Source organism: Methylobacterium sp. XJLW (assembly GCF_003254375.1).
Classification (GTDB): domain Bacteria; phylum Pseudomonadota; class Alphaproteobacteria; order Rhizobiales; family Beijerinckiaceae; genus Methylobacterium; species Methylobacterium fujisawaense.
The window spans coordinates 6452289-6478179 of record NZ_CP016429.1; the positions used below are offsets into that span (position 1 = coordinate 6452289).

16 protein-coding genes and 2 pseudogenes are annotated in these 25891 nt (G+C 68.6%); 5 read left to right on the forward strand and 13 right to left on the reverse strand.

Annotated elements, in window-relative coordinates; all coding sequences use genetic code 11:
• Positions 1-40: 40 nt before the first annotated feature.
• From A3862_RS29940 to A3862_RS31275, 7 genes are all read right to left on the reverse strand, one after another.
• Positions 41-2656 carry a virulence factor SrfC family protein gene (locus tag A3862_RS29940; RefSeq protein WP_043755357.1) on the reverse strand — a complete coding sequence of 872 codons (2616 nt, stop codon included), beginning with the start codon at positions 2654-2656 and terminating at the stop codon, positions 41-43.
• Positions 2657-2664: 8 nt separating this feature from the next.
• Positions 2665-5775 carry a virulence factor SrfB gene (locus tag A3862_RS29945; RefSeq protein WP_111474278.1) on the reverse strand — a complete coding sequence of 1037 codons (3111 nt, stop codon included), beginning with the start codon at positions 5773-5775 and terminating at the stop codon, positions 2665-2667.
• A 66-nt stretch (positions 5776-5841) separates the two neighbouring features.
• Positions 5842-7218: a hypothetical protein gene (locus A3862_RS29950; RefSeq protein WP_043755355.1), complete on the reverse strand. Its 1377-nt coding sequence runs from the start codon at positions 7216-7218 to the stop codon at positions 5842-5844.
• Between the two features lie 12 nt (positions 7219-7230).
• Positions 7231-9009, reverse strand: coding sequence for a trypsin-like peptidase domain-containing protein (locus tag A3862_RS29955; protein ID WP_043760671.1), 1779 nt, complete (start codon positions 9007-9009; stop codon positions 7231-7233).
• Between the two features lie 33 nt (positions 9010-9042).
• Positions 9043-9639: a tetratricopeptide repeat protein gene (locus tag A3862_RS29960; RefSeq protein ID WP_236961614.1), complete on the reverse strand. Its 597-nt coding sequence runs from the start codon at positions 9637-9639 to the stop codon at positions 9043-9045.
• A gap of 285 nt (positions 9640-9924) precedes the next feature.
• Entirely contained in the window at positions 9925-11106 is a 1182-nt protein-coding gene (locus A3862_RS29965) for a S1C family serine protease (RefSeq protein WP_043755352.1), read from the reverse strand.
• A 35-nt stretch (positions 11107-11141) separates the two neighbouring features.
• Positions 11142-11513 carry a hypothetical protein gene (locus A3862_RS31275; protein WP_124263043.1) on the reverse strand — a complete coding sequence of 124 codons (372 nt, stop codon included), beginning with the start codon at positions 11511-11513 and terminating at the stop codon, positions 11142-11144.
• Between the two features lie 992 nt (positions 11514-12505).
• On the opposite strand from A3862_RS31275, the gene A3862_RS29970 reads away from it, so the two are divergent.
• Complete coding sequence (locus A3862_RS29970) at positions 12506-13495, forward strand: IS481 family transposase (RefSeq protein WP_111474279.1); 990 nt, start codon at positions 12506-12508, stop codon at positions 13493-13495.
• 239 nt (positions 13496-13734) lie between these two features.
• Here A3862_RS29970 and A3862_RS29975 read toward each other — a convergent pair whose 3' ends face one another.
• Positions 13735-14817 carry a catalase family protein gene (locus tag A3862_RS29975; protein ID WP_111474280.1) on the reverse strand — a complete coding sequence of 361 codons (1083 nt, stop codon included), beginning with the start codon at positions 14815-14817 and terminating at the stop codon, positions 13735-13737.
• A 54-nt stretch (positions 14818-14871) separates the two neighbouring features.
• A complete protein-coding gene (locus tag A3862_RS29980) occupies positions 14872-15453 on the reverse strand; it encodes a carboxymuconolactone decarboxylase family protein (RefSeq protein WP_111474281.1) in 582 nt (193 codons plus the stop codon).
• Positions 15454-15620: 167 nt separating this feature from the next.
• On the opposite strand from A3862_RS29980, the gene A3862_RS29985 reads away from it, so the two are divergent.
• The 4 genes and pseudogenes from A3862_RS29985 (at position 15621) to A3862_RS30005 (ending at position 22220) form a co-directional block, all read left to right on the forward strand.
• On the forward strand, positions 15621-16697 hold the full coding sequence (locus A3862_RS29985; protein ID WP_164706413.1) for a catalase family protein: 1077 nt from the start codon (positions 15621-15623) through the stop codon (positions 16695-16697).
• A 1137-nt stretch (positions 16698-17834) separates the two neighbouring features.
• Positions 17835-19115: pseudogene (locus A3862_RS29995) on the forward strand (ABC transporter substrate-binding protein).
• A 70-nt stretch (positions 19116-19185) separates the two neighbouring features.
• A complete protein-coding gene (selB, locus tag A3862_RS30000) occupies positions 19186-21129 on the forward strand; it encodes a selenocysteine-specific translation elongation factor (protein ID WP_043755343.1) in 1944 nt (647 codons plus the stop codon).
• Between the two features lie 113 nt (positions 21130-21242).
• Positions 21243-22220: an HWE histidine kinase domain-containing protein gene (locus tag A3862_RS30005; RefSeq protein ID WP_043755341.1), complete on the forward strand. Its 978-nt coding sequence runs from the start codon at positions 21243-21245 to the stop codon at positions 22218-22220.
• Positions 22221-22567: 347 nt separating this feature from the next.
• On the opposite strand, the pseudogene A3862_RS32680 reads toward A3862_RS30005, so the two are convergent.
• From A3862_RS32680 to A3862_RS30025, 4 genes and pseudogenes are all read right to left on the reverse strand, one after another.
• A pseudogene (locus A3862_RS32680) lies at positions 22568-22737 on the reverse strand (IS3 family transposase); the annotation flags it as partial.
• A gap of 205 nt (positions 22738-22942) precedes the next feature.
• Positions 22943-24226, reverse strand: coding sequence for a cation:proton antiporter (locus A3862_RS30015; RefSeq protein ID WP_043755339.1), 1284 nt, complete (start codon positions 24224-24226; stop codon positions 22943-22945).
• Positions 24227-24463: 237 nt separating this feature from the next.
• Positions 24464-25378 (reverse strand): extracellular catalytic domain type 1 short-chain-length polyhydroxyalkanoate depolymerase, encoded by a 915-nt coding sequence (locus A3862_RS30020; RefSeq protein ID WP_043755336.1) that lies wholly within the window; start codon positions 25376-25378, stop codon positions 24464-24466.
• Between the two features lie 45 nt (positions 25379-25423).
• Positions 25424-25780 carry a hypothetical protein gene (locus A3862_RS30025; RefSeq protein ID WP_043760669.1) on the reverse strand — a complete coding sequence of 119 codons (357 nt, stop codon included), beginning with the start codon at positions 25778-25780 and terminating at the stop codon, positions 25424-25426.
• Positions 25781-25891 lie beyond the last annotated feature (111 nt).

A 25891-nucleotide genomic window follows, 5' to 3' on the forward strand; every position in this document is an offset into this window, starting at 1 on the left:
GAAGGCTTCTTGGTCAAAGCGGGTGGAGCGGGCGAGGCGGTCAGGCGGCGCGCGCCTGGAGACCGGCGAGGATCGCGCCGATCCGGGCGTTCTGCGCGAGGTCGATCGTGACGCCGGACGCGCTCTTCGCGTTGTCCTCAACGACCCGGTAGAAGCCGTGAAACCAGTCGGTGGCGTAGGTATGGGCGAAGGTCGCGGGGGCCTGCCCGATGCTGCGGGCATCGTAGCTGACCGGCCGGTGGGCGAAGGCGACCCGATCCCCCGCCTCGTCCTGGATCGCGGGGCGCTCGCAGGCCGGCGGGACGAGGGTGAACCCGAGGCTGCCGGTCAGCCGGTTGAGGCGGGTCGCGGCGATCAGCGCGAGCTTGACCGTCGACTGCTCGGAGCGCTCGACGGTCGCCAAATCCCGCAGGTCGGACGCGATGCCACCCTCGATGTCGGCCCGGCGGGCCAGGACGATCAGCTCGCTGACCACGATCTCCAGGGCGGTCAGCGGGACGGCGAAGCGGCGCGCGAAGTCCTCGGCCTCGATCGTGCGGCGCAAGGCCCCGATCCAGGCGGCGACCACGGCCCGCGCCATCGCGCGCTCCCGGTCGTTGCCCGGGCTCGACGGCTCGGCCCGGAGCGCCGGCGCCGCGCCCGGCCGCGGGATCGCCCCGGGGCGAGCGATGCGCGGCGCCGCGACGGGGAGCGCGGCCTCGGTGGTCGCGCCCTCGGCCCCGTGCAGAGCGTGCGCGAGCGCCGCGGGGTCCACCATGAGCGCCCGCAGGAGCGAGCCGAACTGGCCGGCCGCCACGACCCCATCGAGCGCGTCGAAGACCTGGCCGGCCGCCTCGCGCCGCGCGGCCAACCGCGTCTCGATGTCGAGGGCGACGTGGAAGCGGGCGAGCCGCTCCCGCATCTCGGCGCGCAGGGCCTCCAGCCGGGAGGCGATCTGCTGCGCCTTGAGGGCCGGTCGGCAGACCCGCGACAGGTTCTCGACGAGGTAGCTCACGCCGCCGTCGTTGAGGCGGAGGGCCTCATCGAAGGCGCGGCCCGGATCCGCGAAATGCGCGGTTGCCTCCGGCAGGGCGGCGAAGCCGGCGCGCAGCTCGGCGATCCGCTCCTGCTTTTCGGGCAGGAACGCCACCTCGCGCCGCCCGTCGTAGCGGATGACCGATTCCGCCGGGTAGTTCGGGTTCCGGAACCAGTAGGTGTTGCGGAACGGCTCGCCCGGAATCCATTGCCGCGGCCACGTGTGCGCCTTCCCGAAGAATCCGAGCAGCGAGGCCTCGATCCGGTTGCGGAAGCGCAGGCCCGCATCCTGGCCGACGTCGCCGGCCTTGTCGACGAAGTGGCTGTCGAACCACGTGAGCACGAGGAACAGCAGGTTCGGCAGCTGCGCCCGCGCTTCCGGGCTCGATCCGTGCGTGAGCGTGATCCAGCGCTCCACGAGGTCGGGCAGCGTCACGACCTCCTGGTTGGAGGGGCGGACGCACAACATCATCGCGGTCAATTCCTGCTCGGCGACGTAGCGGTCGAACAGGTAGGCGACCTTGCCGCGCAGGAAGGTCTCCTTCAGCGCGTCCGGGTGCGCGGTCAGGAAGTGGGTCAGATCGACCTTCTGCCGGCTGCGGGCGCCAGGGAAGTCGAGCAGGTCCGCCTCCTGGAGGAAAGCCCGGGGCGTGTCGGCGATCTCGATGCGCAGCTCCGCAGTGATCGCAGCCACCGTGGCGCGGGCGAGCGTGACGGCCCTGCCGCCGGCCGCGTGCACCGTCAGGTTGTCGTCCGAACGCGCTGCTCCGAGACCCGCCAGGGTCGCCACATCGAGGATGCTGCCCTCGCGCGGTACCAAAGCGGCGAGCGGCGCGAAGATCTCCTCCGGATGGTCGAGGCGCTCCAGCGCCTCCGCGAGCTGGCGGTAGAGGGCCGTGAAGGCCGCGTGGCCGCCCCAGAGCGGCGCGAACAGGCGGGCGCGCCCGTCGAGGTCGAGGCTCCCGGCCAAGCTGCGGGCCTCGTCCCAGTAGCGGGCGAGATCGTCGAGAGGCCGCGTGCCGCGGGCCTGGTCGCGCACGTAATCCTGCAGGTCGTCGATCGCGACGTCGCCGAAGCGCGACATACCGGGGCGGGCTTGCGCCTTCAGGCTCGCCAGCAGCGCGGCGATGGCCTCGGGACCCGGCGGTGTGTCCTTGGTGGCGTCGCCATCGTGCAAGAAGGTGTTGCACAGGACCTTGACGAGATCGACCTCGCTGAGGACCCTCAGGCGGACCGGCGCACCGGGCGGCGTTTGCCCGGCCGGGGCCCCTGCACCGGCCGTGAAGCGGGTGACCAGCCCCGTCGCCTCCTTCTCGCCGATCGGGTTGATCTCGGCCAGGAAGTCCACCGGCTCGTGCCCGTCGAAGCGCGCCCGCAGGGCACCGTCCTCCGGACGCGCCAGGACCTCGACCAGATAGGATTTGCCCGCCTGGCTCGGCCCGAACACGCCCGCGCACATCGGCCGTGCCGCCGCGCGGGCCAGCCGCTCGGCCCGGTTGGCCGCCTTCCGGACGTAGCGGATGAGATCCGCGCGCTCCCGTCCGACCGCGCCGGCATTGGCCTCGTCGCCGAGCCACTGCTCGGCGTCCTCGGCCAGCCGACCCGTATTCCTGCAATCCTGCGCCAGATGTTCGGTCGACATGTTTGATCTCAATCCAGGGCAAGGATGCCGGTGTCGAGCCAGTATCCCTGCTCCGAGGCCAGGGTATCGAGCACGAGCTCGATCTTGCGTCTGACGTCGAGACCGCCCGCGTCGTAGGCGTCGGTGATCTCGAATTCTTCCTTCATCGACTCGGAGCGCAGCAGGGCATCCGGCCCCTCATCGTCGGGCCGGCCGTCGCCGCTGCGCTCCAAGGTAATCTCCAGGGGCAGCCGCAGCTGCGTCGCCTCCTGGCCGGCGCGCATCCGCAATCGGTAGAGCGGTGTCGCGATCCAGCGCTCCACCGGCAATTGCCGGTACCCCAGGCGCATCGGCGCGTAGTACCGGAGCTTCGCGCTCATCGCGGGTCCCTGGCGCCGGGCCGAGGCCGGGGCGTCGAGATCGACCTCGCGGAAGACCAGGCCGGCGTCGCGGAGCTGGCCGCTCAGCTCCAGCTCGCCGATGTAGCGGGCCGTGGAGCGCAGCGCGAGGCGGCGGGTGAACAGGGTGAAGTTGGTGAGCTGGCCCTCCGCGAGCGCGCAGAGCATGCCGCCCACCGCCGTGGTGGTCTTGGGGTCGCCGATGCGGCGGTTGTCCCGTTCCCGGAACGGGTACCACGTGCCGGCCTGATACTGGTGGAGCGGCACGATTCGGTCCGGCGAGACCGCCAGCTTGTCGACGAGGCAGTCGACGAAGGCTTGGAGCCGGGAGGGGCGGCCCGAGAGCAGGACCACGTCGACGTCGAGGGCGTGCACGGCCTCGCACAGGTTGTCGAGGACGAGGTCGAGCGTCGCGACCACGCAGGCGCCGACCACGTCGGCCCGGCTCTCGAAGACGCAGTCGGTCAGGGCGAAATCCGCCGCGCCGCCCGCGCGGGCTGGGATCTCGAGGAAGTCGAGCAGGCGCTGCTGCGGCAGGGCGCGGCGCAGGATCCGGCCGCCGCGTTCGGGGAAGAACTCGGCGAACGGGCGCGCGGTGATCTCCGCGCCCGCCTCGACGTCGCCGAGGATCCGCAGGCCGATCGGCTCCAGCACCCGCGACACGAATTGCCGCCGCAGATGCTTTTCCTGCTCGGCCATGTTGGCGCGGTCGCCGCCGAAGCGCTCCAGCAGCAGGGCGTGCGGGTCGGGATGCCCGGCCGACCGCAGGGCCGCCTCGATCGTGGGCAGGACGAGGCGCTCGATCACCCGCTTGAGGATGTCGTCGCCGGCGATCCGGAAGCCCTCGCGGAAGTTCTGCACCGGTTTGATCGCCCGGTTACCCTCCGCGTAGTAGGTGGTGATCATCAGGTCGGTGGTGCCGCCGCCGACATCGATGCTGGCGATCCGCACCGATGGTTCCGGGGGTATCTCGGGGCCGGGCGTGGTGTCGGGCTCGGCGAAGGGCCGGGGGCGGCCGACGAGGCGCAGGAAGCCGTCGACCGCGCCGCCGAGCTTCTGCGTGATCTCTCCGTACAGGTAGACGAACTGGACGCAGCTTGCCTCGTCCCAGGCGACGTGGACCTCGGGCTGGGTCAGGCCGGGGGGCGGATTGTCGGCCCAGCCCATGAGCTGCCAGATGAGCTTGACTGCTCCCTCGGCGCGGGACCGGAGCAGGCGCTGCTCCTGGACCGGCATGGCGGGCGGCAGGGTGAGGATGATCCGGCGCAGCTTGCGTGGGGCGTCCTTCGTGCGCCGCCGCTCCCGCACACCGGCGTTGTTGATGGTCGAAAGGGCGTGGCAGATCACCTCGGCGACCATGAAGGTGAAGAAGGACGAGCGCGAGAAGGTCAGGCGCGAGGCACCGACGCGGTCGTCCGGCAGGACCCGGATTCCGTAGCGCTTCCTGTCGGCGTCGAGCTGCGCGATGACGTCGCCGCGGCTGTTGACGAATTGCCGGATCGTGCGGTCGATCAGCGGGCTCGTCCCGTCGGCGCCGTAGTCGCGGTCGGGGAAGCGCCATTCCTGGTTCACCGGGCGGACGTCGCACAGATAGCGTTTCGGGCTCGACAGGCCGCCCACCGCCTCGGTGCCCTGGGCAAGCTCGCGGAACCGGCCGGCCTCGGGCCCGACCCGGACGGGGCTTGGCCAGAAGAACGCCCGCGGGCGCGCCGACAGGCGCGAGAGGTGATCGCGGCCGAACCGGGCGTGCGACAGCTCGACATGGCTTTCGAACGGCTCGGTGTAGACCTGCTCGGGCTCGGACAGGTCGCGCAGCTGCAGCACGAACGAGTTGTTGAGATCGACCCGGTCCTCGTTGGGGTGGGACTCGATCAGGATTCCGCAGGTGCGGCTGTTGCCGATATCGAGGATCAGGTCGACCGTGACCGGCCGGATCGCCGGCTCGGCCGTCACCGTATCGGTCAGCCGCAGGGTCCGGGGCCGGACCGCCATTTGCAGGTATTCGAGGAAGACGAGATACCGGGCATAATGCTCCAGCGCATTCGGGAAGTCCGTGTCGCGCAGGGGGCGATCGGGCCGCTGCGCCGCCTTGAACTCGCGGAACTGCTCCATCAGCCACGCGGGGACCCATTCCTGGAAGCCCGTCAGCCGGCGAGTCTCCTCGTCCTCCCCGGCCGCGCCCAGGAACCAGCCGATGTCGCGAAAGCGGTGGGCGAAGCGGAACTCGTGCTCGCTGGCGGCATCCTCCAGGCAAGGCGCCGTGTAGGGCCGGTTCGGGCGCCGCTCGAGCAGCTCGGTGTCGAAGGCGAAGATCACCCGGTGGCTGATCGGGCTGTCCGGCGCCCGGTCGGCGACCTCGACGATCCGCACGCGCGCCCAGTTGGTCGGCCCGAGGTCGAGTTCCTCGCCGCCCTCGACTCCGGCCTTGACCCGCAGCATCGGCACCGGGGTCCATTTCTCCAGGAAGACCTCGAGGGCGCCGCGCTCGCCGACCGCGTATTCCCGGTCGTCGCCTTGCGCGGTCTCGACCGCGTCGGCGCCCGGGTCGTCCTCGTTCCAGGTCGGGAGCAGGCGGTAGGTCCGGCGTCCGTCGGCTCCGGGCGAGCCTGAGACAGCGCGCTCGACGAAGCGGCGGGACAGGCGGCCGACCGTGTCGATGTGGAAGGCGTATTCCACGAACTGGACGCCGCTGTGCGGGACCAGCCGGATCGTGGGGCCGAAGGGGACGGGATCGACGAACATCGCGGGTGGCGGGTCTCGTGTGACGCGGGACGGCGGGTCAGGGAGCAACTCTTGGCGTCGGGTCGGTCAGGGCACAGCAGCGTTCCCGGTCGGGGCCTGGGGCCCGCTCTGCGGCGTTGCCGGAATCGGCAGGTCGAAGGACAGCACGGCCTGCGCGACCCTCTCCGCCGAGATCCGGCCGGTGCGCTGCTCGACGACCTCGCCGTGACGCGACAGGATGATCTGGAACGGGATCTCCGGCCTCGCCTCACCGTGACGGGCAAAAAGCCCGACCTCGACGCCGTAGCGGCCCTCTGGGGCGGGGGCATCGTCCCAGATCACGTGCTCCACCGGCCGGCTGGCGCTGCTCCCGCCCTTCTCGTTCTGGTCGGCCACGAGGCGGGCGCCGCAGGAGGCCCGGTGGTCGAAGCTGATGCGCGTGCGGTCCGGACAGACGACCTGGAGGTCGAGATCGGACGCGCCCTCCCACGCGAGCGTCAGTTCGAGACCCTGCCCGCGCTCGATGCCGGTGAGACGCCGCGCGAGGTCGGGCGGGATCACCTGCGGGGCCTCGAGTGCGGCTCGCCGCGGCGGCACCGGGCAGCTCGCATCGCAGGTGAGCGCCCGGCGCGTGAGGGCGAGTTCGGCGGCCCGCACGGCGCCATCCGTGGTCCGGATCGCCGCGAGGATCGCGCTGCCGTCGGGATCGAGGGCCACCGACGGTGCCGGGCAGTGATCGGGCAGCGCCGCGCGCATCCAGGCGGGCCAGTCGCCGCTGCCGACGGCGCAGGCACGGAGGAGCCGATCCGCCAAGACGCCGCAGAGCAGCACGAAGACGAGCCAGAGGATCGGCGCGAGCCATGGCCGCCGCGTGGGCGCGAGCCGGACGCCGGGCCGCGGCGCGGGCGCTCCGGCCGTGTCGGAAGGCGGCGCCGGCGGCGGCGCCCAGGGGCTGGCCGGCGCTTCCACCGCCGCGGCGCTCGCCGTGATCGCGGCGCCCCGCGCGACGGCCGGGCCGTCCGAGCCGGCGCGCCGGTAGCCCCAGGCCACCAGGACCGGCTGGCCGTCGACCGACCACAGGTGGTCGGCGTCCGGGACAACGAGCGCGTCCCGCAGCAGACGGGCAAGGTCACGCGAGGCCTCGCCCTCGCGCTCCAGGCCATCCGCGAAGGCGGTGATCTCGGCGACCAGACGGGCCGCGGTCTCGCGCAGGGTCGTGGCGGCGACGGGATCGAGCGCGGTCACGGGCCGCGCGTCACCGTCGACCGCGGCGAACCACGCGAAGCCTGGACGTCCAGTGCCGGCGACCGCGACGGGGGCCGGTTCGGCGAACAGGTGTGCATGCGCCGGACTCAGACGGCGCGCTAACAGGTCGACGAGCTGCTCGTATTGCTGCGCGAGCTTCGGATTGACCGGGTCGAGGCCGAGGCGCGGCGTCTCGGTGAGCTTTGTGGTCGCTGGCATGATGACGGCCCCTCAGCGTGCCGGCGGGCGGGCGTCGCGCCCCGGCCGAGGGGCGGTTCGCGCGTCCGGCCGCGGAGCCGTCTGACCCGCCGGTGCGGCTGGCGCCTGGGCCGGCGTCGTTGCGGCAGCCTCGGCCGGCTCCGCCGCGGCAGTCACTGCAGGGCGGGGCGTCGCCTGGAGATCACACGGGCGGTCATCGAGAGCCGCGGTCACGCCGGCGCCTGCCAGAAACGCCGCGAGACCGTCGGCGCCAAGGGCGTAGCGCGCGGTGACCGGCATCCGGTCATCGGTGCGGCCGAAGGCGTTCACGCCGACGACGCGGCCGCAATAGTCGACGAGCGGGCCGCCGCTGTTGCCCGGTGCGATCTCAGCACCGTGCAGCACGAGTGTCACTGCGGCCTCGTCGTAGCGCTGCAGATGGTTGACCACGCCGGTCTGAACCACCGGGACCAAGTCGCGGCTCGCGGCAGCGTCGCCGTCCCGGAGCCGCGCGAAGGTCGGGTCGGTGCCGAGATAGAGGCCCGGGAACCCGGCCGCGACCACCGGCGTCAGCGGCCGGCCCGGCTTCGCGAGGGCGAGGGGCCGCCCCCCCGAGCGCGGCGGGACCCGCAGCAGGGCGAAGTCGGTCAGGGTACCCGGAGCGCCGACCTGCACCAGGGTCGCCGGGACGACGCCGGCGTGCCGCCCGGCGATCATCAGCGTTGCGGCGCCCTCGACGACGTGGCGATTGGTGACGACGAGATCGTCCGCGATGAAAAACCCCGAGCCGGTCGCGTCGCCGGCCAGGACCAGGACCGTGCTGCGCTCCAGCCGGTCGATGAGCCCGTCGGTGGCCGGCGTGCCGGCTCGAACGGATTCTGCCGGCGACGTTGACGGCTCGACGGCGGCGCGGGCCGCGGGCGGGGCGGCCGGATCCGCGGGCAGGCGCACACCCGCAGGGCTCTGCGGAACCAGGCCCGGAAGTTCCGTCCGGAGACGGGGGCAGGCGAAGCCTTCCGCCGCGGCGAGGGCATCGCGCCGGCGGCGAAGGCCGTCGAGCCAGGCCGTCTGGAAGGCCCTGGACTCGGCCGAGACCACCCGGGGCAGAGGCGGGAAGACCAGCACGCCCGGCACGTAGGAGAGCGCGACCAGGGCCGCCGCCGTCCCGGCGGCGACGACCGGCGCGATGCTGCCGCGCCAGGCCGGCCGCGCGGCGATCCCGTGCCGTGGTCCGGGCGACGGATCCTGGCTGGTTGAAGCCGTCGGCTTGAAGCGTGCGGCCCAGTCCTCACGGCTGATCGGCGGATAGGGCAGGTGTTCGGGTGCGACCGCGCCGAGCGTGGATGCGTGATGGCGCACGCGTCCGCGCTCGTCCGCGGCCAATCCCTGAGGAAGCAATCCCCAGTCGACGAGGAGCGGGACGTCCCCGACCGCCAGCACGGCGGAAGGTCCCGCGAGGTTGAGGCACGCCGCCGTGAACGCCCCCGCCTCGCGGTCCCGCAGCACCGGCTCCAGCGCCGCCAGCGCGGCCCCGAGGCGGTGCCTGAGGCGGGCTGCACTGTCTGGATCGAGGTCGGCGAGCGGCCGGATCGCGCCCTCGAGATTCGTGTACCAGTCAACGCGTGCCGCGGCCGCCCCGTTGCTGCGCGAGATGACCGGTTCGGCGAACAGTTCGGCAGCGGCGTCGCCGCCGTGCTGGCGCAGGAGCCGCCGCAGCCGGTCATACGCCTCGATGACCGGCCGGTCATCGAGGCGCACCGCATCGAGTCCGGTCAGCGTCCGGCTGGCGACGAAGCGCGTGGCGCCGGTCATGACCGCACCGCCCACGCTGCCTGCGGCCGCCGGCTAATCACAGCGCACGCCCGTGCCGGAGCCGTCGAGTTCAAGGCGCACGAGCGCGTCCCGCGCCTTCGTGGTGCCGCGCTCGGCGGACTTCACGTACCAGGCTCTGGCCGCCGCCGCGTCCGGAGAGCCACCGATCCCGTTGTCGAGGGCGACCGCGTAGCAGTACATCCCTTCCGGAATGCCTGTCTCGGCCGCATCGCGGAACCAAGCGCGCGCCTTGGCATCACTTTTCTCGAATCGGCGCCCCTGTTGATAGAGGATGCCGATATTGACCTTGGCTGCACCGCTGCCCAGTTCGGCCGCGCGCCGATAGGCCTCGAAGGCATCGTGGTTTGCGCCCTGCCGGTCGTAGGCGCGTCCGAGCTGGAAGTGGAGGCGACGCAGGCGCGGGGCCTCAGCGATTGCTGCCCGGCACGCCGCGACGGCCGCGCTGGCGCGCAGATCCCGGAAGTTGACGGTCCGCTGTGCGTCGGGGGCGTCTGGATCCCACGGAGCGCTCGCCAGATGGTCGCAGGACTGGATAACCCCCAAACCCATATCGCCGTCGCGTGCAGATGACGCGCCGCAGGACATCGCAGCGCTCAGCACGGAGGACACAAGGTTTATCGTGAATACTAGCTTGCTTCTGCTAGATCTGCTCAAGGCTAGCACTAGAGTGTCTCTCGAACACGATTGCTGCTTCTACCTAAGCGCTTGCGGGTTAACGCATATACAATCTCAAGTGGTTAAAGCGGTCGCGCAGCTGCCTGTACAAGGCAACTCAGAGTGTTTGCCGCACGCCATGGCGAGGAAGCCACACACGTCCCGGGGCTTCCCATCGTGGTACGACGCCGCCGAAACCTGCAGCGGCCGCAAGTGGATGCGGCTGCGGCCGTGCCGGCCTCAATGACAGGTGATCTGGACCGTGAAATCGCGAGCCTTCTCGGCGATCGCGGCTCCGTCCATTGGGTCCGTCATGCGCACGTTTATCGGCGCCTCGACGCCGTTCGCCTCGAGGAAGTTGAGGGCGATCGTCGACTTGATTGCGAAGTTGACGTTCTGCGGCACATCGCCTGAGGCGAACGCGACCTGCTTCGATTGCACCACCCCGATCACGTTGCCGAACTGATCGAGGGCGGGGCCGCCGCTATTGCCCTGCTGGACCGGCGCCGAGATCTGAATCTTGCGGGTGTCGTCGCCTGAACCCGCCGTCGCCGTCACGCTGCCGATGGTAAAATTGCCGGTCGAAGCCAAGACATTGCTCTGGGGATAGCCGTAAACATAGACGTTCTCGCCGAGCCGCGCGCGAATCGAGAGCGGCGGCACCGCTTTCTGCGGGAAATCGGTGGTCAGCACCGCGAGGTCATTGGCGGCGTCCCGGGCCACGAGACGGGCCCGCAGGGCGGTATGGCCGGGCTGCTGCACAGAGATATCCGAGCACGCCTCGACCACATGGTTGTTGGTCAGCAGATGCCCGCGTTCCGACACGTAGAAGCCGGTTCCGGTGCTGGTCATGCCGGCTTCGCGCTTGCGCGGGCTATCGGGCGCGGGCTCCGCCTTTGCGGCCGCCGTCGTCACGTCCTTCTGACAGCCGATGACGGCGTCGAAGGCCTCCGTGGATCCGACGAGGGACAGGACGGCGATCTGACGTCCCTGGAAGATCACGTTGATGCTGCCGGACGCGGACAGGTCGGCCACGAAGCGTTCCTTCAGCCCCGACTGGTACAGCCCGTGCGCGTCCCCGCGCTCGAACCCTGTGAATGTCCCCTGCCACTTCTGGCGGCCCGCTATCATCCGGAGCTCGTACTGCCCGCCGACCTCCAGCGAGCGCCACTTGGCGTTGGTGAGGGCCAAGTACGACGCGCCACGGGCGCCGTTGAAGCCGAACCACAGCGTGGTCCCGTCGCCGTAGCTCGCCGCCGCCAGGCAGCCGCCGAGGCTCTCGCTGTAGCCGATGGACCAGCCCGCGACTTTCCCGAAGCTCTTGTCGACCGTCAGCTTCGGTGGTGCGGGCGAGGCCGCGGCGGGGTGAGCCACGCCGCCGACGACCGCCAGAACAGCGAAGGCAACCTTCATGCGAGACATGCGCGTCGATCCGGCGTGCGTCTTGGAAGTGGCTCTCAGCGCGTCTGGTTGATCGAGGTCGTGGCATTGCCCCGCGGCGAGGCGAAGGGATCTGCGGACGCGTTCACGACCTGCGCCCCCGTCGGGCCGGCGGCGGGCTGCATGGGCTGACGGTTCGCACGGACTACTTTCCGCCGGGGAGCTGGCACGCGCCGCACTTCATGGATGACACGGACGGTACGGCGCGGCGGGGCATAAACGACGACGGGTCGCTCACGCGCCGCCTGCGCGGCAATCGAGCCGGCGATGACGCCGCCGAGGACGCCTCCAGCCAAGCCGCCGAATACGGCGCCCGCGCTTTGCGCGTGGGAGGGCGCTGGAGCCAGACCCAGTGCGATGATCGCACCAGCCGCGCCGGCCGACAACAAGAAACGCCCTCGCATCAACTCACCCTCTACAGACCAGGCTCAGAAGTGGCCGCGTCCTGATCTAAGCTTAGCCATATTCAGGGCGCTGTGAAGGGGGATCGATCGCATTTTGCATATTTTAGGTTGCCTGGCCCTGAAAAAGGGCAACGGAAAGTTACGTAGACGGGGCGAGCAACCGGGAGGGATATTCCACAGGCTGTCAACCTTTGTATATTTCAAAATTGCCCCGAATCTGAGCGACCTTGATGCTATAAAACAACTCTGGATATTGAGTTTTGGTAAATCCAAATATAATATTTTGTCTGGCGAGATTTTTGTCGGATTCAAGGCAACGACGACTCGATCGAGCTTCCAATCAAGTCATTATTTTTTCTTGTCGAGTTTTGATCTATCTTCGATTTCGGTCAAGATGGAAAAATTTAATAGATCGGCTTATGAATATTTTCAGAATTTACATTCTTAGATAACTTTGAAATATGATTGGATTACATCTGCAGATTTACTGCATTGAATGAAATTAATGTGCCGCTCAGCGCGCCAGTCGGTTGGTGACGGGCCCGTCTGCCTTTACAGCAGATCTATCTCAAAGCACACCTTCCACTTGCGGCCAGTCTCCGTCGTACTTGACCGCCATCGCGCGCGAAACCGGTCGTTCGCCCTTGCGCCTATCCCGGCCATTCAACGGGCTGTGACGGCACCCTCTAAACGGACGCTCCCAACTCGAATCGAGCGTCGCATAAGGTCGGTTTACGGAGCGCTGGGGCTTACATGGCAGCAGCGTGCTGACGGTGACGAAGGGGCTGGCGATGCCGCGCAACGTCATCGTGCGCAAGCGACCAGGACGTGAACGACCGTCTGGCTCGAAGACAGCCGTTCTTCGCCGATGTCGCCCCGAGACGGGGTGATGCTCTACGAGGCGGAGGTGTTCCCGCTAGGTGTTTGATCCCGCGATGTGGTGGTACGGTTGACCACCATGCGGTGAGGGATGGGCTATGGGCCAAATTCTCCACGGCAGCGCCCGCACGACGGAGGCGATCCGTCGCGCAATACAGCTACGTCAAGAGAGTGTGAGAGCGGCGGCCAAGCGCCACGGCGTCAGCCCGACGACGATCCAGAAATGGCGCGGACGGCAGTCGACGGCCGATGCCGCCATGGGGCCGAAAGAAGCTCGGTCGACGGTCCTGACACTGGAGGACGAGGCGACCATCGTCGCCTTCCGCCGGCATACCCTGTTGCCGCTGGACGACTGCCTCTACGGCCTGCAGCCCACGATTCCGCAACTGACCCGCTCGTCGCTGCACCGTTGCCTTGAGGGGCACGGCATCAGCCGCCTGCCCGAGATGGAGGGCGACAAGCCCAAGAGGAAGCGCTTTGCCGATTACCCCATCGGCTACGTCCACATCGACATCGCCGAGGTCAGGACGGAGGAAGCCAAGCTCTACCTGTTTGTGGCTATCGACCGAACCTCGAAGTTGGCTTTCGCCAAGCTGGAGACGGAGGCCAACCGCGACACCGCTTCAGACTTCCTCCGCGCGCTGGTCGCGTTCGTGCCGTACAAGATCCACACGGTGCTGACCGACAACGGGGTGCAATTCTGCCATGCCCCGCGCAACCGCGCAGGCCCGACTGCCCTCTACATCCGGCACATGTTCGACCGCGTCTGCCATGAGCACGGCATCGCGCATCGCCTGACCAAGCCCAACCATCCCTGGACCAACGGTCAAGTCGAGCGGATGAACCGCACCATTAAGGACGCTACGGTCAAGCGCTACCACTACGACACGCACGAACAGGTCCGGGCGCACCTGCAGCTCTTCGTCGACGCCTACAACCATGCCCGTCGGCTGAAGACCCTTTGTGGCCTCACGCCCTACGAGCATGTCCTTCAGGTCTGGACCAAACAGCCCAAACGCTTCAAGCTCGATCCGTCACACCACATTCCGGGACCATACAGTCCTGCGCGCGCCGGCCTACCGGCGTGACGTAGTCAGTTTGTGAGCGTTATGCCTGGTTCGGAAAAGGCTCGCCATAAAGGCGGACGATCTCTCCCGACGCAACCCAGTCATTCCGTTGAAGAAGCAAGCATCCTGAAAGCAGGTATTCGGTGAACCCAGCTCCACCGAATGGTCGCCGATTTGCGGATGAGCAACTCAGGCACCCATGCTTCTCAATGCAGACTCACTGCTGACGCGACCCCGCGTTCCGGCATGGCGGCAAGTGCTCAAGCCGGGATGCTGTCCGGCGTGGCCGTGTTCTCGGCGGTGACACCGTTCGCGCGATGTCGGAAATCGCTGAGGGCCCGATAGACCTGGAGCCGTGCCCGCATCACCGAACCGAGCGGACGGTGTTCCGAGAGGCTGTGCGCGGGCCGAAAGGTCATCACCTCATCGAAGTAGCGTACCCGCTCGGGGGAATAGGCATCCTGGCGCGGCAGCCGGAGCGTCGCCACCGTGCGGTACGGGCTGATCGCAACCGGCCAGTCCACCGAGGCATCCTCGATGGGCTGGCGTTCGGCATCGGCCCAAAGCTGCGCCTTCAGTTCGTAGACCACTTCGTGGTCGCGGAAGAACGCCGCGGCTGCATGGCGGAAACCGTCCTCGTCACCGTGCGGGTCGAGCCGCCATTCGGCCAAGTCCCACTGCGCCTGCGAAGCCGGGACCGCGCCGAGCTTGGCGACGTAGTCGCCAAACCGCATCGGGGCTTGGCTGAAGTCGCTGTCGGCGAGCGGATGGCTGTAGGGATGGCCGAGAAAGTCGGCCATGGCACTCTCCGTGCCGAAGGCATGCAACATCCGGTTGAGGTTGCGTGCGGTGGCGGCGACCGCACTCTTCACACCCTCGGGCAGTCCGGTCGCCTTGCCGATCACCGTGCCGTCACGCAGGAAACCCGCTGCCGTCCCGGACGGAAAGGTCGTGCCGGTCGCGAGCACGAAGTCCTGGGTGTCGACGTCGTGGCCGGGCAGCTTCTCGCCCGGGACTCCGAACACCTTGATCGACATGCCGCGATGGGTGGACACCCGGTCGCCCAGAGTCTCGCCCGGCCCCTGGGCGAAGCGCACGGCTACCTTGTGTGTCCCCGGCCTGGCGAACAGACCCTGCGCGAGTTCGGGCGGCAGGCCCTCCGGGATGTCCAACTCGCCGACGACGCAGGCCGAGCTCTTGGCGTGGCTCGCGCGCACCGCGTGATGCTGGCGCTTCTCCACGACTTGCGATTGCTGGGTCATCCCCTGGATGATGCCGTCGATGGACGTCTGCTCGTCCGGCGCCGGCGTCTCGATGTCGAGGGCATAGCGAAGGTAGGTCATGAGCGTCTCCTCGGCGTGTGGCTCGCCTCTGGGAGTGTTTGACGAAGGCCGCGGTCAGGGCGCGGGATCGACCTGCTGGTCCGGGATGGGGACGTCGAAGCCGTTGAGCGTCGTGCACACCATCGCGTAGAGGCCGACGAGTTGGATCAACTCGGCGATGCCCCGGGGTCCGAAGGCCGCCTGGACACAGGCGTAGACAGGCCCCGGCAACACACCGCCGGCGTTGAGCGCGGTGGCCGCGTCGTAAACGGCCGCCTCGTCGGGCGAGAGGTCCGCGGGGCGCTGACCGGCCGTGATGGTGGCGATCTTGTCCGGGGCCAAGCCTTTGTCGCGGGCGATCCTCACATGGGCGTAGAGTTCGAAGGCGGCCTTGAACCGGGCGCCAGTGGCCAGGATGGCAACCTGTCGTGCGTTGTCCGGCAGGGCGCCGCAGGCTGAAACTGCCTCGGTCAGTTCCCAAACCGCTCTGCCGATCCGCGGCTCGTGGAGCCAGGGGTTGAACGGGCCGAGGAGCGCACCGTCCGCCCTGGCCGTCTGGAATCCCTGGAACTGCTTGGCGATGCCGGCCCTGAGCGTGTCGCAGAGATCGCGCTGCTTGTTGACGAGCTCACTCGGGGGGATGGGAGGCAGGCGCAAGGCGATAGCTCCGGCGCGAATTGGCAAGCCGCGCCGCCGATAAGCCATCCGCCCGGCGGACGTTCCATAGTTCGTTCATGGGCGATTGAATGTCGCGCAATCCGGAACGTCAGCTACCCGTGGCTGTTCTCTCTCGGCCGTCGCCAGGAGACAGCAGGAGACAGACCGTGCAACCACCCGTGCGATACAGTCCCGATGTCGAGGCGGTGAGGCCAGACGAAGGGCAGATCATCGAACAGCTGAACGCAGCCTTCGACAAGATCCTGACCAGGGTCGCGGAGGATTCCGGGCACGCGGTGCGCTCGGTCCACGCCAAATCGCACGGCATCCTCGAAGGTACGCTGACGATCGATGCGGACTTGCCCCCCGAATTGGCCCAGGGCCTGTTCGCTCGAGCGGGCGAGCACAAGGTCTACATGCGGATGTCGACCAACGCCGGTGACATCCTGCCTGACGCCGTCTCCCTACCCAGGGGCATTGCCTTGAAGGTCCTCGACGTCGAAGGCGAGCGTCTCCCGGATGCGGAGGGGACAACGCAGAACTTCATCATGGTCAACGGCACGGTGTTCCAGGCGCCGAACGCCGAGAAATTCCTCGGCAGCCTGAAGCTTCTCGCCGGCACGACCGACCGGGTGGAGGGGCTGAAGGTCGCCGCCTCCACCGTGCTGCGCGGGGTCAACAAGGCCCTCCACGCGGTCGGTATCGACAGCCCCACCATCGGCTCCCTCGGCGGAGCCCCCAACGTCGATCCGCTCGGCGAGACCTATAACAGCCTGACCCCGTTCCGGTACGGCGACTATATCGCGAAGTTCTCGCTGGTCCCCGTCGCCCCGGCCCTGACCGCCCTCACCGGCACCGAGATCGACGCTTCCGGCCGCCCGAACGCCATCCGCGAGACGGTCCAGTCCGAGATGGCCGGCATCGCCGGGGAATGGGAGTTCCGCGTGCAACTCTGCCGCGACCTCGAACGCCAGCCGGTCGAAGATCCGACAGTGGAGTGGAAGGAGGACGAGGCACCGTTCCAGCGGGTCGGCGTCGTCCGTGTCCAGCCGCAGGACAGCTGGCACCCGGACAGGGTCCAGGCGGTTGATGAGGAGATGCGCTTCAGCGTCTGGACCGGGCTCGCCGCGCATCGGCCGCTCGGCAACGTGAACCGCGCCCGCAACGCCCCCTACCGGCATTCGGCCGAGTTCCGCGAGCGCTTCAACCGCTGCCCGATCCACGAGCCCGGCGCGCTGCGCTGATGATGGATGATAGGGCGCGGCTCGTCCGCGCCTTTTTTGAAGCGTCCGCGACCGCAACGAGATTCGGTGGGATGGCAACATCGCACCTGATCTCGTTGACCCGACCCGAGCCTCGACTTCGAGGTGCGCGGCCCCGCGGGTATCCGCACGCTTGCCGCAGACCTGCGTGGTGGCCTGTCGTCGAGGGCGGCCGCGTTTCCAGGGCAGACAAACCGGCGAGGTCCAAGGCCCGTCGGCCACCGGGGAGCCCATCGACATCGTGGTCATGGACCTCTTCCGGGCCGCGGTCGGCTGCCGGGCAGACTTGGCTGAAGGAGACCGCCTCGATCCAGATCAGTCCCTGCGACCGCGGCAGCTATGCTGAGGTGGTGCGGCCACGATCGCTGGCCCAAGGCCTGGATGAGCAGCGAAAGTGCATCAGAGTCAGAGTTGCACGCCAAAATATACTATTCGACGCTGGGATCGAGTTCAGCCCCGCGGGGTACGGTTACCGTGGAGAGAACCGAAATTTGTTCATGGTGGTCGCTTCGATCGGTTTCTCCAAAGCGGATCCACGCCGCTCTAGCCGACGGAGACACTTTCCCGAGTTCTGTGTTGGGATGAAAGCTCGCCCAGAACCGTTGGTCTGTCCCGAAGAAGAGTCGCCGGAAACATGTACGCGCCCCTACCGACGCATGTCGGCCCTGCGGACAGCCGTCGCCGTCTTCTCAGCCCGGTCACATCGCGGCCGCCAGAATCGGCCAAGCGCGCGAACCCGGAAACCGGCCTAAGAGACCTGCCCTCCTCTACAGAGCGGCGATCCAGCCATCTGGTATAAGCGGATCGATTGAGGGCAATGCGGTAGCGCGCTATCTTTCTCCTGATCCGGCTCGAACCGTTCCGGACGGTGCCCGCACGTGATGCGGAGCATGGAAACAAGGAGGAGACATGGACGCACATGCGACGGGGGATCCGGTCGGCGGACAGCCTTTTGGACCCCACAACACGGTGACGGTGGTCGATCCGTCGCCGGTCAACTGGCTCTCCATCACGTGGAACACCATGGAGGAGGCCAACCGCGTCGATCACGACGGCATCGGCCAGCCGAGCCTCGCGGAGTCCTGGCGCTGGCTCGACAGCGAGACGCTCGAACTCACTATGCGGCAGGCCGTCTATCAGGATGGCGAGCCCTTCAACGCCGGCATGTTCAAGCTCGGCTTCGACAAGGTCCAGGAATGGACCAACCCGCACCCGCCGGGCGCCTTCCTTAATTTCGCCCGGGACGTCACCTGCGAGGTTGTAGACGACCGGACCGTGCGGATGCGCTTCCCCGGCGGCGACTCCGCAGCGCTGATGAAGCTGCGGGGCATGCATCTGCCCTCGACACGATTCTGGAACGAATGGGGTTTCGTCGACCCGAAGACGGGATCGGCCGAAGGCCATTGGTGAGTGATCGACGCGCCTGGTCCGTGGGGGACTGGCCCGTTCGTGCTTACCGAAGGCGTCTCGCTGATCGACTCGCGCTCCGACCGCGTGGTCATGGAGCCCAACGAGACCTACTGGAATCCCGACCGCAAGCCGACGGTCCGGATCGTCTACGACAACGTGATCGGCAAGGCGGAGGGCATCAAGTCGGTAGCGGCCGGTGACGGCCGGGTCGACGTGGTCTTCGATCTGACACCGGACGAGGCGCACGCCTTCCCGGCGAGCGAGCATGGAAAGATCCAGACGAAGAAGGCGAAGACGATCCTGACGGGCGTTTTCAACGAGAATCGTCCGGACTCACCCTGGCGCAACCCGGAGGCCCGCCGGGCCTTGAACCTCGCCATCGACCGCGAGTTCGTGCTCCACCAGGGCGCGCACGGCTACGGCACGGTCATCCCGGCATTCATCCAGCCCGGCCGTTACGGGGCGGATCCGGAGATGAAGCCGTTCCCGCACGATCCCGAGGCCGCCAAGCGCGCCCTCGAGGCTGCCGGGATCGGCGGGCGGGAGCTCGTGTTCGTCGCCTCGCCGGCCTGGAAGGGCGTGGTCGCGGCGATCGGGCAGTGCCTCGCGAAGATCGGGCTCGGCTGCCGGTTCGTCAGTGCCAAGGAGGAGCCGCCGGAGGAGTTCGACGTCAAGCTCGAATGGTACTTCGACTGGACGCCGCAATATCCGGTGGCCTGCGTCCACCGCGAGTTCTTCGGGAAGGACGCGACCCTGCGCCAGGGTCCGGAGGATCCGGACTTCGACGCCCTCTACGACAAGCTTCTGCACACGCCGCACGAGCCGCAGCAGGAGGAGGTGGTGCGGGCGGTCGAGCGCTACCTGCAGGACCAGGCCAAGGCCCTGTTCCTGTACGCGCCCTACACGCTGTTCGCCGTGTCGGACCGCGTGGCGTTCACGCCCTACGACACCTGCATGTCGGAGCTTGCCGAGACCCGGATCAAGGGTTGAAGCGGCAGGCGGCGCGGGGCTTCCTGCGCCGCCACCCCAGGAAAGTGTTCTGATCCGGAGCGAGCACAGCGTGATCGTCGTCACCGCCGGCCATATCGACCACGGCAAGACGGCTCTGGTGAAGGCGCTCACCGGGATCGACGCCGACCGTCTGCCGGAGGAGAAGGCCCGCGGCATAACCGTCGATCTGGGCTTCGCCTACACGCGTCTTGGGACCCGAACCGTCGGCTTCGTGGACGTGCCTGGTCACGAGCGGCTGGTGCGTACGATGGTGGCCGGCGCCACGGGCGTCGACTTCGCGCTGATCGTCGTCGCAGCCGACGACGGCGTGATGCCTCAGACCCGCGAGCACATCGCGATCCTCGACTTGCTCGGCCTGCGCCGGGCGGTCGTCGCCATCACCAAGAGCGATCGGGTCGACGACCGTCGCCTGTCCGAAGTCGAGGCGCAGGTCCGCGTCGCGCTCTCCGGCACCGGCCTCGCGCACGCACCCGGCAACGCGCCGCTCCAAGCGCCCGTCAAAGCGCCCATGATCGCCTGCTCGGCGCTGCGCGGGACCGGCATCGCCGACCTTGCCCGGTACCTGGAAGAGGCTGCAGCCAGCCCGTCCCCTGGGGCCGCCGGGACAGAGTTCCGGCTCGCGGTCGACCGCTGTTTCACCGTCGTCGGCGCCGGCCTCGTCGTCACGGGGGCGATCCATGCCGGCGCCGTCCGGGTCGGCGATCATCTCGTCGTATCCCCCAGCGGGTTCGAGGCGCGGGTGCGGGGCCTGCGCGCCGGCAACGAACCGTGTGATGTCGCGGAGGCCGGTCAGCGCTGCGCCCTCAACCTGTCCGGTCCCCGCCTGTCCCGCGCGGGTATCCACCGGGGTGACTGGATCCTGGCGCCGCAGCTTCACGGCCCCGCCAGCCATCTCGACGTAGCGCTCCGCGTCTTGCCGGGCGAGGCGCGTCCGCTGCGTCACCGCACGCCCGTCCACATTCATCATGGGGCTGCGTCCGTGACCGGACGGGTGCTCCTGTCACCCGGAATCGCGGTCGAGCCCGGCGCGGCGGCGCACGCACGGATCGCCCTCGACGGCAGCCTCGGCGCGCTGCACGGGGACCGCTTTGTGCTACGCGACGCGTCCGCCGCCCGCACGCTCGGCGGCGGCCGGGTCATCGACATCGAGGGAGCCCGCCGGGGAGCCTGGGCGCCGGGGCGACGCGCGGTGGTCGCGGCGCTGGACACGCCGGATCATGCTGCGGCGCTCACCAGCCTCCTCGACGTGAGCGAGGCAGGAGTCGACCTCGACCATTTCGCCCGCGTGCGGAATATCCCGAGGCCCGCCCTGGAAGCCTTGACGCGCGCGCACGGCGTCGTCGCGATAGCGGGGCCGGCCGGATTACGGGGATACGCCGGCGCGCGGATCGCAGCACTCGGCGAAACCGTGGTCGCTCGTCTCGACGCCGCACACCGGTCGGAGCCGGACAATCCCGGCCTGTCGGCCGAGGAGATCGGCGCGCATGTGGCGCTGCCGGAGCGTCCCGCTCTGCGGGTTGCCCTCGATCGGCTGCTCATGGACGCCCGTATTCTTCGGCGGGAGCATCTCTACCACCTGCCCGGCCACGAAGTCCGCCTAGCCCCGCCGGAGGCCGCCCTCTACGAGGCGGTCAGGATCCGCCTGGAGGCGGCTGGTCTCGATCAACCGCGCCTCGCGGACCTCGCGGAACAGGTGGGTCGGGAGCCGGAAACCCTGCGGCCGCATCTCGACAGGTTCGGCCGGCTCGGATGGCTGCGGCGCATATCCGGGCATTACTACGTGCTGCCGGGCGTCCTTGCCGAGTTGACGGCGCGAGCATGCGCGGTGGCGGCGGACCATCCGCAGGCGCTCCTGACGGTCGGCCGCTTCCGCGAGGCGACGGGGATCAGTCGGAACATGACCATGCCGGTGCTGGCTTATTTCGACGCCCGTGGTTTCACGACGCGTGTCGCGGACGGACGGCTGGTGGATCCCAGGAAGGGCGACCTGTGACTCCGGTTCGACGGGCGTGATCGGGTCCGGAGCAAAGGCCGCGGGGCAGCGTTTCGTACCGTCACGGTAACGATGCGCCTGCCAAGAACTTCAGGTGCGGTTTGGGAAGCAGCATGGTCGAGGGCACGGATCTGACTGGCGACGAATGGACGCTCGCCAGCTTCACCGCGGCCATCCACCGGGGCGGCGTCGGGATGTGGGCTTGGGCCCCGGAGGCGCGCCTCGCCCGGCTCGACGGACTCTGCATGGCCTTCTGGGGCACCACGGAGCCGGTGGTGAGCATCGACGCGTTGTTCGCCAAGGTGAATGCCGAGGACAGACCCAAGATGATGCTCGACTGGTTCGCGAGCGCGACCAGCCCGAAGGCCTACAGTTTCGACTTCCGCATCGGGGAAGACCCGGACGTCCGCTGGATCTCTGCCCGCGGCATCGGCGGGGACGAGGGCCGGGTCGGCGCGTGGATCCAGGCCATCTTCCTCGACATCACCGACCGCAAGCGTGCCGAGGACGCCGAGCGGCTGATGACCCTGGAACTGGCGCACCGGGTATCGAACATGTTCACCGTCGCCCGCGCGCTGACCAACATCGTAGCCCGGGAGGCCGAGTCCACCGCCAGCTTCGCCGAGGATTTGTCGCGGCGGTTCCACGTCCTACACGAGGCGACCACCCTGGCGACGCGGTCGCACGGGCTCGAGCAGGGCGACGTGCGGCTGCGTGACCTCGCCGCGCGTATCCTGTCGCCGTACCTGCAGGGCGCCAACATCGCGGTCGATATCGAGGACGCCGCCGTGGCGGCCCCCGACAGGGTCGACGACTACGCGATGATCTTCCACGAACTCGCCACCAATTCGGCCAAGTATGGCGCGCTCGCCAACGGAGGCACCCTGAACCTGGTCGGACGTGTCGTCGATCACGCCCTGACCCTCGACTGGACCGAAGGCGCGGCTCCGTCAGGAACCGCCAAGGCCGACGGCACCGGCTTTGGATCGCGGCTCCTCACGCAGACCATCGAACGCAGCTTGGCCGGTCAGTTCCAGCGGACCATCGACGATGCCGGTCTCCATTTCCGCATGATCGTGCCGATCCGGTGACCGACACGGCCCGGCGCTCCGGCCGTGCAACAGCAAGCCTCGGATCACAGGATGCAAGGAGCTCGCCTGCTGTTGCCGGTCCGGAACCGCGTCGGCGCGTCTGCGTGCCCTGATCGAATGCCGGGTGTGGGCGAAGAGCTGCCGCGTTGGATTCGCGGCCCCTCGGCGCTTTAGCCGACGGGCCAAACGCTCAAAGCTCCGTTCCTTCTGAGCCACGCCGTGTTTCCCGGAGGTCGACCAGTTCGAGCCGCCGCCGGTGGTAGAACCGATCGACCCGTTCGAGAGTGGCGAAACTGATAGCGTCCAAGGATCGCTGCGACCCGCGGGCGGAGAAGCAGACGAGGCCCCGCCGGATCGGGACCGGTGGTGCGGATCCTGCGCCGTCGGACGACGCCGGTCAGGCCCCTCCCCCGCATCGGCCGGGCCATCGTGCCGCGCGCCACAGCGCGTCCCGCTTGGTCCGGGCCGGCAGTTGCTCCGGATCGGCCGACCGCGCCGCATGGGCGTGGGCCGTCGATGCGTCGACCGACCGGATGCAGCCCATTGCGAGCCGTGCTCGCCCTCATGCTCCCGGACCGGCCGGACCGCCCGCTCGCGAACCTCGGCGAACGGGCGTAATATTCGGCGTCCTGGCTCCAATCTCCCGGGCGTTGGAGCCTCCGGAAAACCCGGCGCGGTTCATGACTGGAGGGCTCGGGAAACGGTTTGGTTCCGAGGCCGCTTCAGGGTGGGGGTGCCGTGAACACCAAGCCGAGCTGTGAGCTCTCCGTCCCCCGTCCCATCCTTCGGTCTACCAAACGCAGCGTCGGCGTGACGGTGACGCCATGCATCAGGATCGAGATCAGAACCGTCAGGCCGGCTGTGGCCCAGAGAAGGTCCGCGCGCTCGAACGTGGCCTGTCCGCAGGCAAAGGCGAGATAGTAGACGGTCCCGAGCCCCCGGATGCCGAAGAAGCTCACGACTGCGCGCTCCTCAAGGGCTCGGTCGCTGCCCAGCATGCCGATCCATCCGCTCAGAGGACGGACGACCAGAAGGGCGATCAGGGCAAACAGAGCGGCTTGCCAGGTGAGAGCCTTGAGTAAGCCGCCGCCGACGAGCACGGCGCCGAAGCCGACGAGGAGCACCATCATCAGGAGGCGTTCGAGTTCCTCGGCGTAGTCGTGCATCTTGCGATGATAACCATGGCCCCGGCTCGATGAGCGAAGGGCCAGGGCCGCGGCGAACACGCCGATGAAGCCGTAGCCGTCTGCGGCTTCGACGATGCCGTAGGCGAGGCAGGTCACACCCAGGGCCACGAAGCCGTCTCCAGTTCGGGACAGCTTCGACAGGTTCGGGAGGTGAAAGGTCAGCCAGCCGAGGGCCCGGCCGATGATCGCGCCCAGCACGGCACCCACGGCGATCTTCCACAAGACGTCCACCGCGAACCAGTGCGACCAGGACAGGCCGGCCAAGCCGCCGCCTGCGGCGAGCGCGATGGCGAGGTTCACGAAGGGGAAGGCGAGGCCGTCGTTGAGCCCGGCCTCGGAAGTCAGGGCGAACCGCGGCTCGTCCTCGTGATCCTCGGCCGGGTGACCGACCTGAACGTCGGACGCGAGGACCGGATCGGTGGGTGCCAGGGATGAACCCAGCAGAAGCGCGGCGGCAAGACCGAGTCCCAGCAGGGTCGATGCCAAAGCCGTCAGGGCGAGGATGGTCAGCGGCATGGCGATGCCGAGCAGGCGCCACGTCACAGCCCAGCGCTTCCAGCCGATGAGCCGGTCGATCTTGAGGCCCGCGCCCATCAACGAGATGACGACGACCGCCTCGGTCGCATGCTCGATGAGCTTCAGATGCAGGCTCGGATGGGGTGTGATGGCGGCTACAGCCGGGATGGCGGACAGTGCGGCCCCGATCCCGACGCAGCAGATGGGCAGGGACAGAGGAAGGGCCCGGAGCACCATCGGCAGCCATGCCGTCAGAAGCACCAGGACACCGAACCCGGCGACGACGAGGACATAGGTTTCCATTCAACGATGAACCGCATTGGGGCCCGGCTCGTTCCTCATCCCGCACCGTCTGCAACGGTCGGTCCGCCGGGGCTCCTCCGCATAAAGCGACGGTTCGTGCCAGACCGCCCGAAGCCGCACCTTGGTCCGCCCTCGCCTCCGGCCCGAGCCGGCCCATCAGTCGAAAACTTGGACAGGAAGGTCGCCTGAGGCGCGCTCCTCAAGAACCCGCCGGGTCTGGCACATCCGCCAAGAACGTCAGTGGCGGTGCGCTCGACGGTTCTTCGCGTGCGACAGGAAGAAGCGCAGCATCTCGCCACTGGCATCCGGACCGGTCGGATCGGTGTGCGAGCCGGCCGGGTGGCCGCCGGCCCAGGCGTGGCCAGCGCCGTGCAGGACCCAGTGCTCCGAAGACCACTGGCTGTCCGGTTCGGTCAGGACCCTCCGCGTATATGCCATCCCGCCCTTCGAGCGTCCCGCGACGGTGGTAACGGTCAGTCGTCCCTCGGGCTGCGCCTGGGCGAGCGCCTGATCACCGTTGACCGGCGAGACGGTCGTGTCCCTGTCTCCGTGGAAAACGATGGTCGGCACGGGATGCGCGGCCTGTACCGGCCGGAGCAAGGCACCCCGCCGCATCGTGGCGATGGCGGCCGACATCGAGCCGGCCGAACCGCACGCCAATCCAGAATGGATGCCGACCGCCGCGTAGAGGTCCGGGTACATCATCGCCATCACCGCGGCGGCCGCACCGCCCGAGGACAGGCCGGCGACATAGACCCGCGACGGATCGACGGAGAACTCGGCCATGATTGCGCATGTCAGACCGGCGATGATCGACGGCTCGCCCCGGCCACGTCTCTGGTCCTCATCCCGGAACCAGTTCCAGCTCTTGGCGAAGTTGGCCGACCGTGGCTGGTCGGGATAGGCGACGAGGAAGCCCTGCGCCTCCGCCAAAGCGTCCATTCCCGTACCGATGGCGAAGTCGCGCGACGTCTGCGAACAACCGTGCAGCATCACCACCAGCGGAAGCGGTGTCCCTGCATATCCGGACGGAACGAACAGGTCGTAGGCCCGGCTTCCGGCGGCGTTTCCGAACCGGCGCGCCAGCGCGCGCGGCCGGTCGATGGCCAGCCCCGACGGGCGTGTCAGGGCTGTCCCAAGGGACTGATTCATTGGGGTGCTCTCGTGGGTGACTGAACCTGCGGCAATCGGGTCGGGCTACGACAGCGTACCGATCATGCCCTTCACGGCGCGCCTGGTGTTCTCGCAGGACCGCCTGTCACCGAGCCGATCCGCGTCGGCGGCACGGACGATGAGGGTGTCGGCGTGCCCGACGCCCTCGGCCGTCGAGACCCGGGCGGGATCGTTCGGGGCATCGTGGCGGGTAGCCCGCATGCCCCCGGCTGATCCGGTCCGAAGGGTGAGTCCTGCTTGCAGGCCGAACACTTGGACGGCACCGGCGCGATCGAGACGCTGTTCGATGGTACCGATCCGCTCGGCGCCGGACGATGCCAGCGCCGGCAAAGGCGCGAAGGCGGCGGTCAGGATGGTGAGGGTGGCCAGGACGAGGCGCATCGGCGAACGGACTTTCCAAGGGTCGGCAGCATCCGGGATCCGCTCGGCGAGCGCATAATCCGATGCCATCCCTCACCGGTCGAAGCGAGGGTAGCATCGAGACAATCCTCG

What these genes read in the sequence shown, in the direction of transcription:
- A3862_RS29970 (WP_111474279.1), top strand. Translation starts at nt 12,506, where the DNA reads ATGGGCCAAATTCTCCACGGCAGCGCCCGCACGACGGAGGCGATCCGT.
- A3862_RS29965 (WP_043755352.1), bottom strand. Translation starts at nt 11,106, where the DNA reads ATGTCTCGCATGAAGGTTGCCTTCGCTGTTCTGGCGGTCGTCGGCGGC.
- A3862_RS29945 (WP_111474278.1), bottom strand. Translation starts at nt 5,775, where the DNA reads ATGTTCGTCGATCCCGTCCCCTTCGGCCCCACGATCCGGCTGGTCCCG.
- A3862_RS29955 (WP_043760671.1), bottom strand. Translation starts at nt 9,009, where the DNA reads ATGACCGGCGCCACGCGCTTCGTCGCCAGCCGGACGCTGACCGGACTC.
- A3862_RS29975 (WP_111474280.1), bottom strand. Translation starts at nt 14,817, where the DNA reads ATGACCTACCTTCGCTATGCCCTCGACATCGAGACGCCGGCGCCGGAC.
- A3862_RS29950 (WP_043755355.1), bottom strand. Translation starts at nt 7,218, where the DNA reads ATGCCAGCGACCACAAAGCTCACCGAGACGCCGCGCCTCGGCCTCGAC.
- A3862_RS30005 (WP_043755341.1), top strand. Translation starts at nt 21,243, where the DNA reads ATGGTCGAGGGCACGGATCTGACTGGCGACGAATGGACGCTCGCCAGC.
- A3862_RS30020 (WP_043755336.1), bottom strand. Translation starts at nt 25,378, where the DNA reads ATGAATCAGTCCCTTGGGACAGCCCTGACACGCCCGTCGGGGCTGGCC.
- A3862_RS30015 (WP_043755339.1), bottom strand. Translation starts at nt 24,226, where the DNA reads ATGGAAACCTATGTCCTCGTCGTCGCCGGGTTCGGTGTCCTGGTGCTT.
- A3862_RS29940 (WP_043755357.1), bottom strand. Translation starts at nt 2,656, where the DNA reads ATGTCGACCGAACATCTGGCGCAGGATTGCAGGAATACGGGTCGGCTG.
- A3862_RS30025 (WP_043760669.1), bottom strand. Translation starts at nt 25,780, where the DNA reads ATGCGCCTCGTCCTGGCCACCCTCACCATCCTGACCGCCGCCTTCGCG.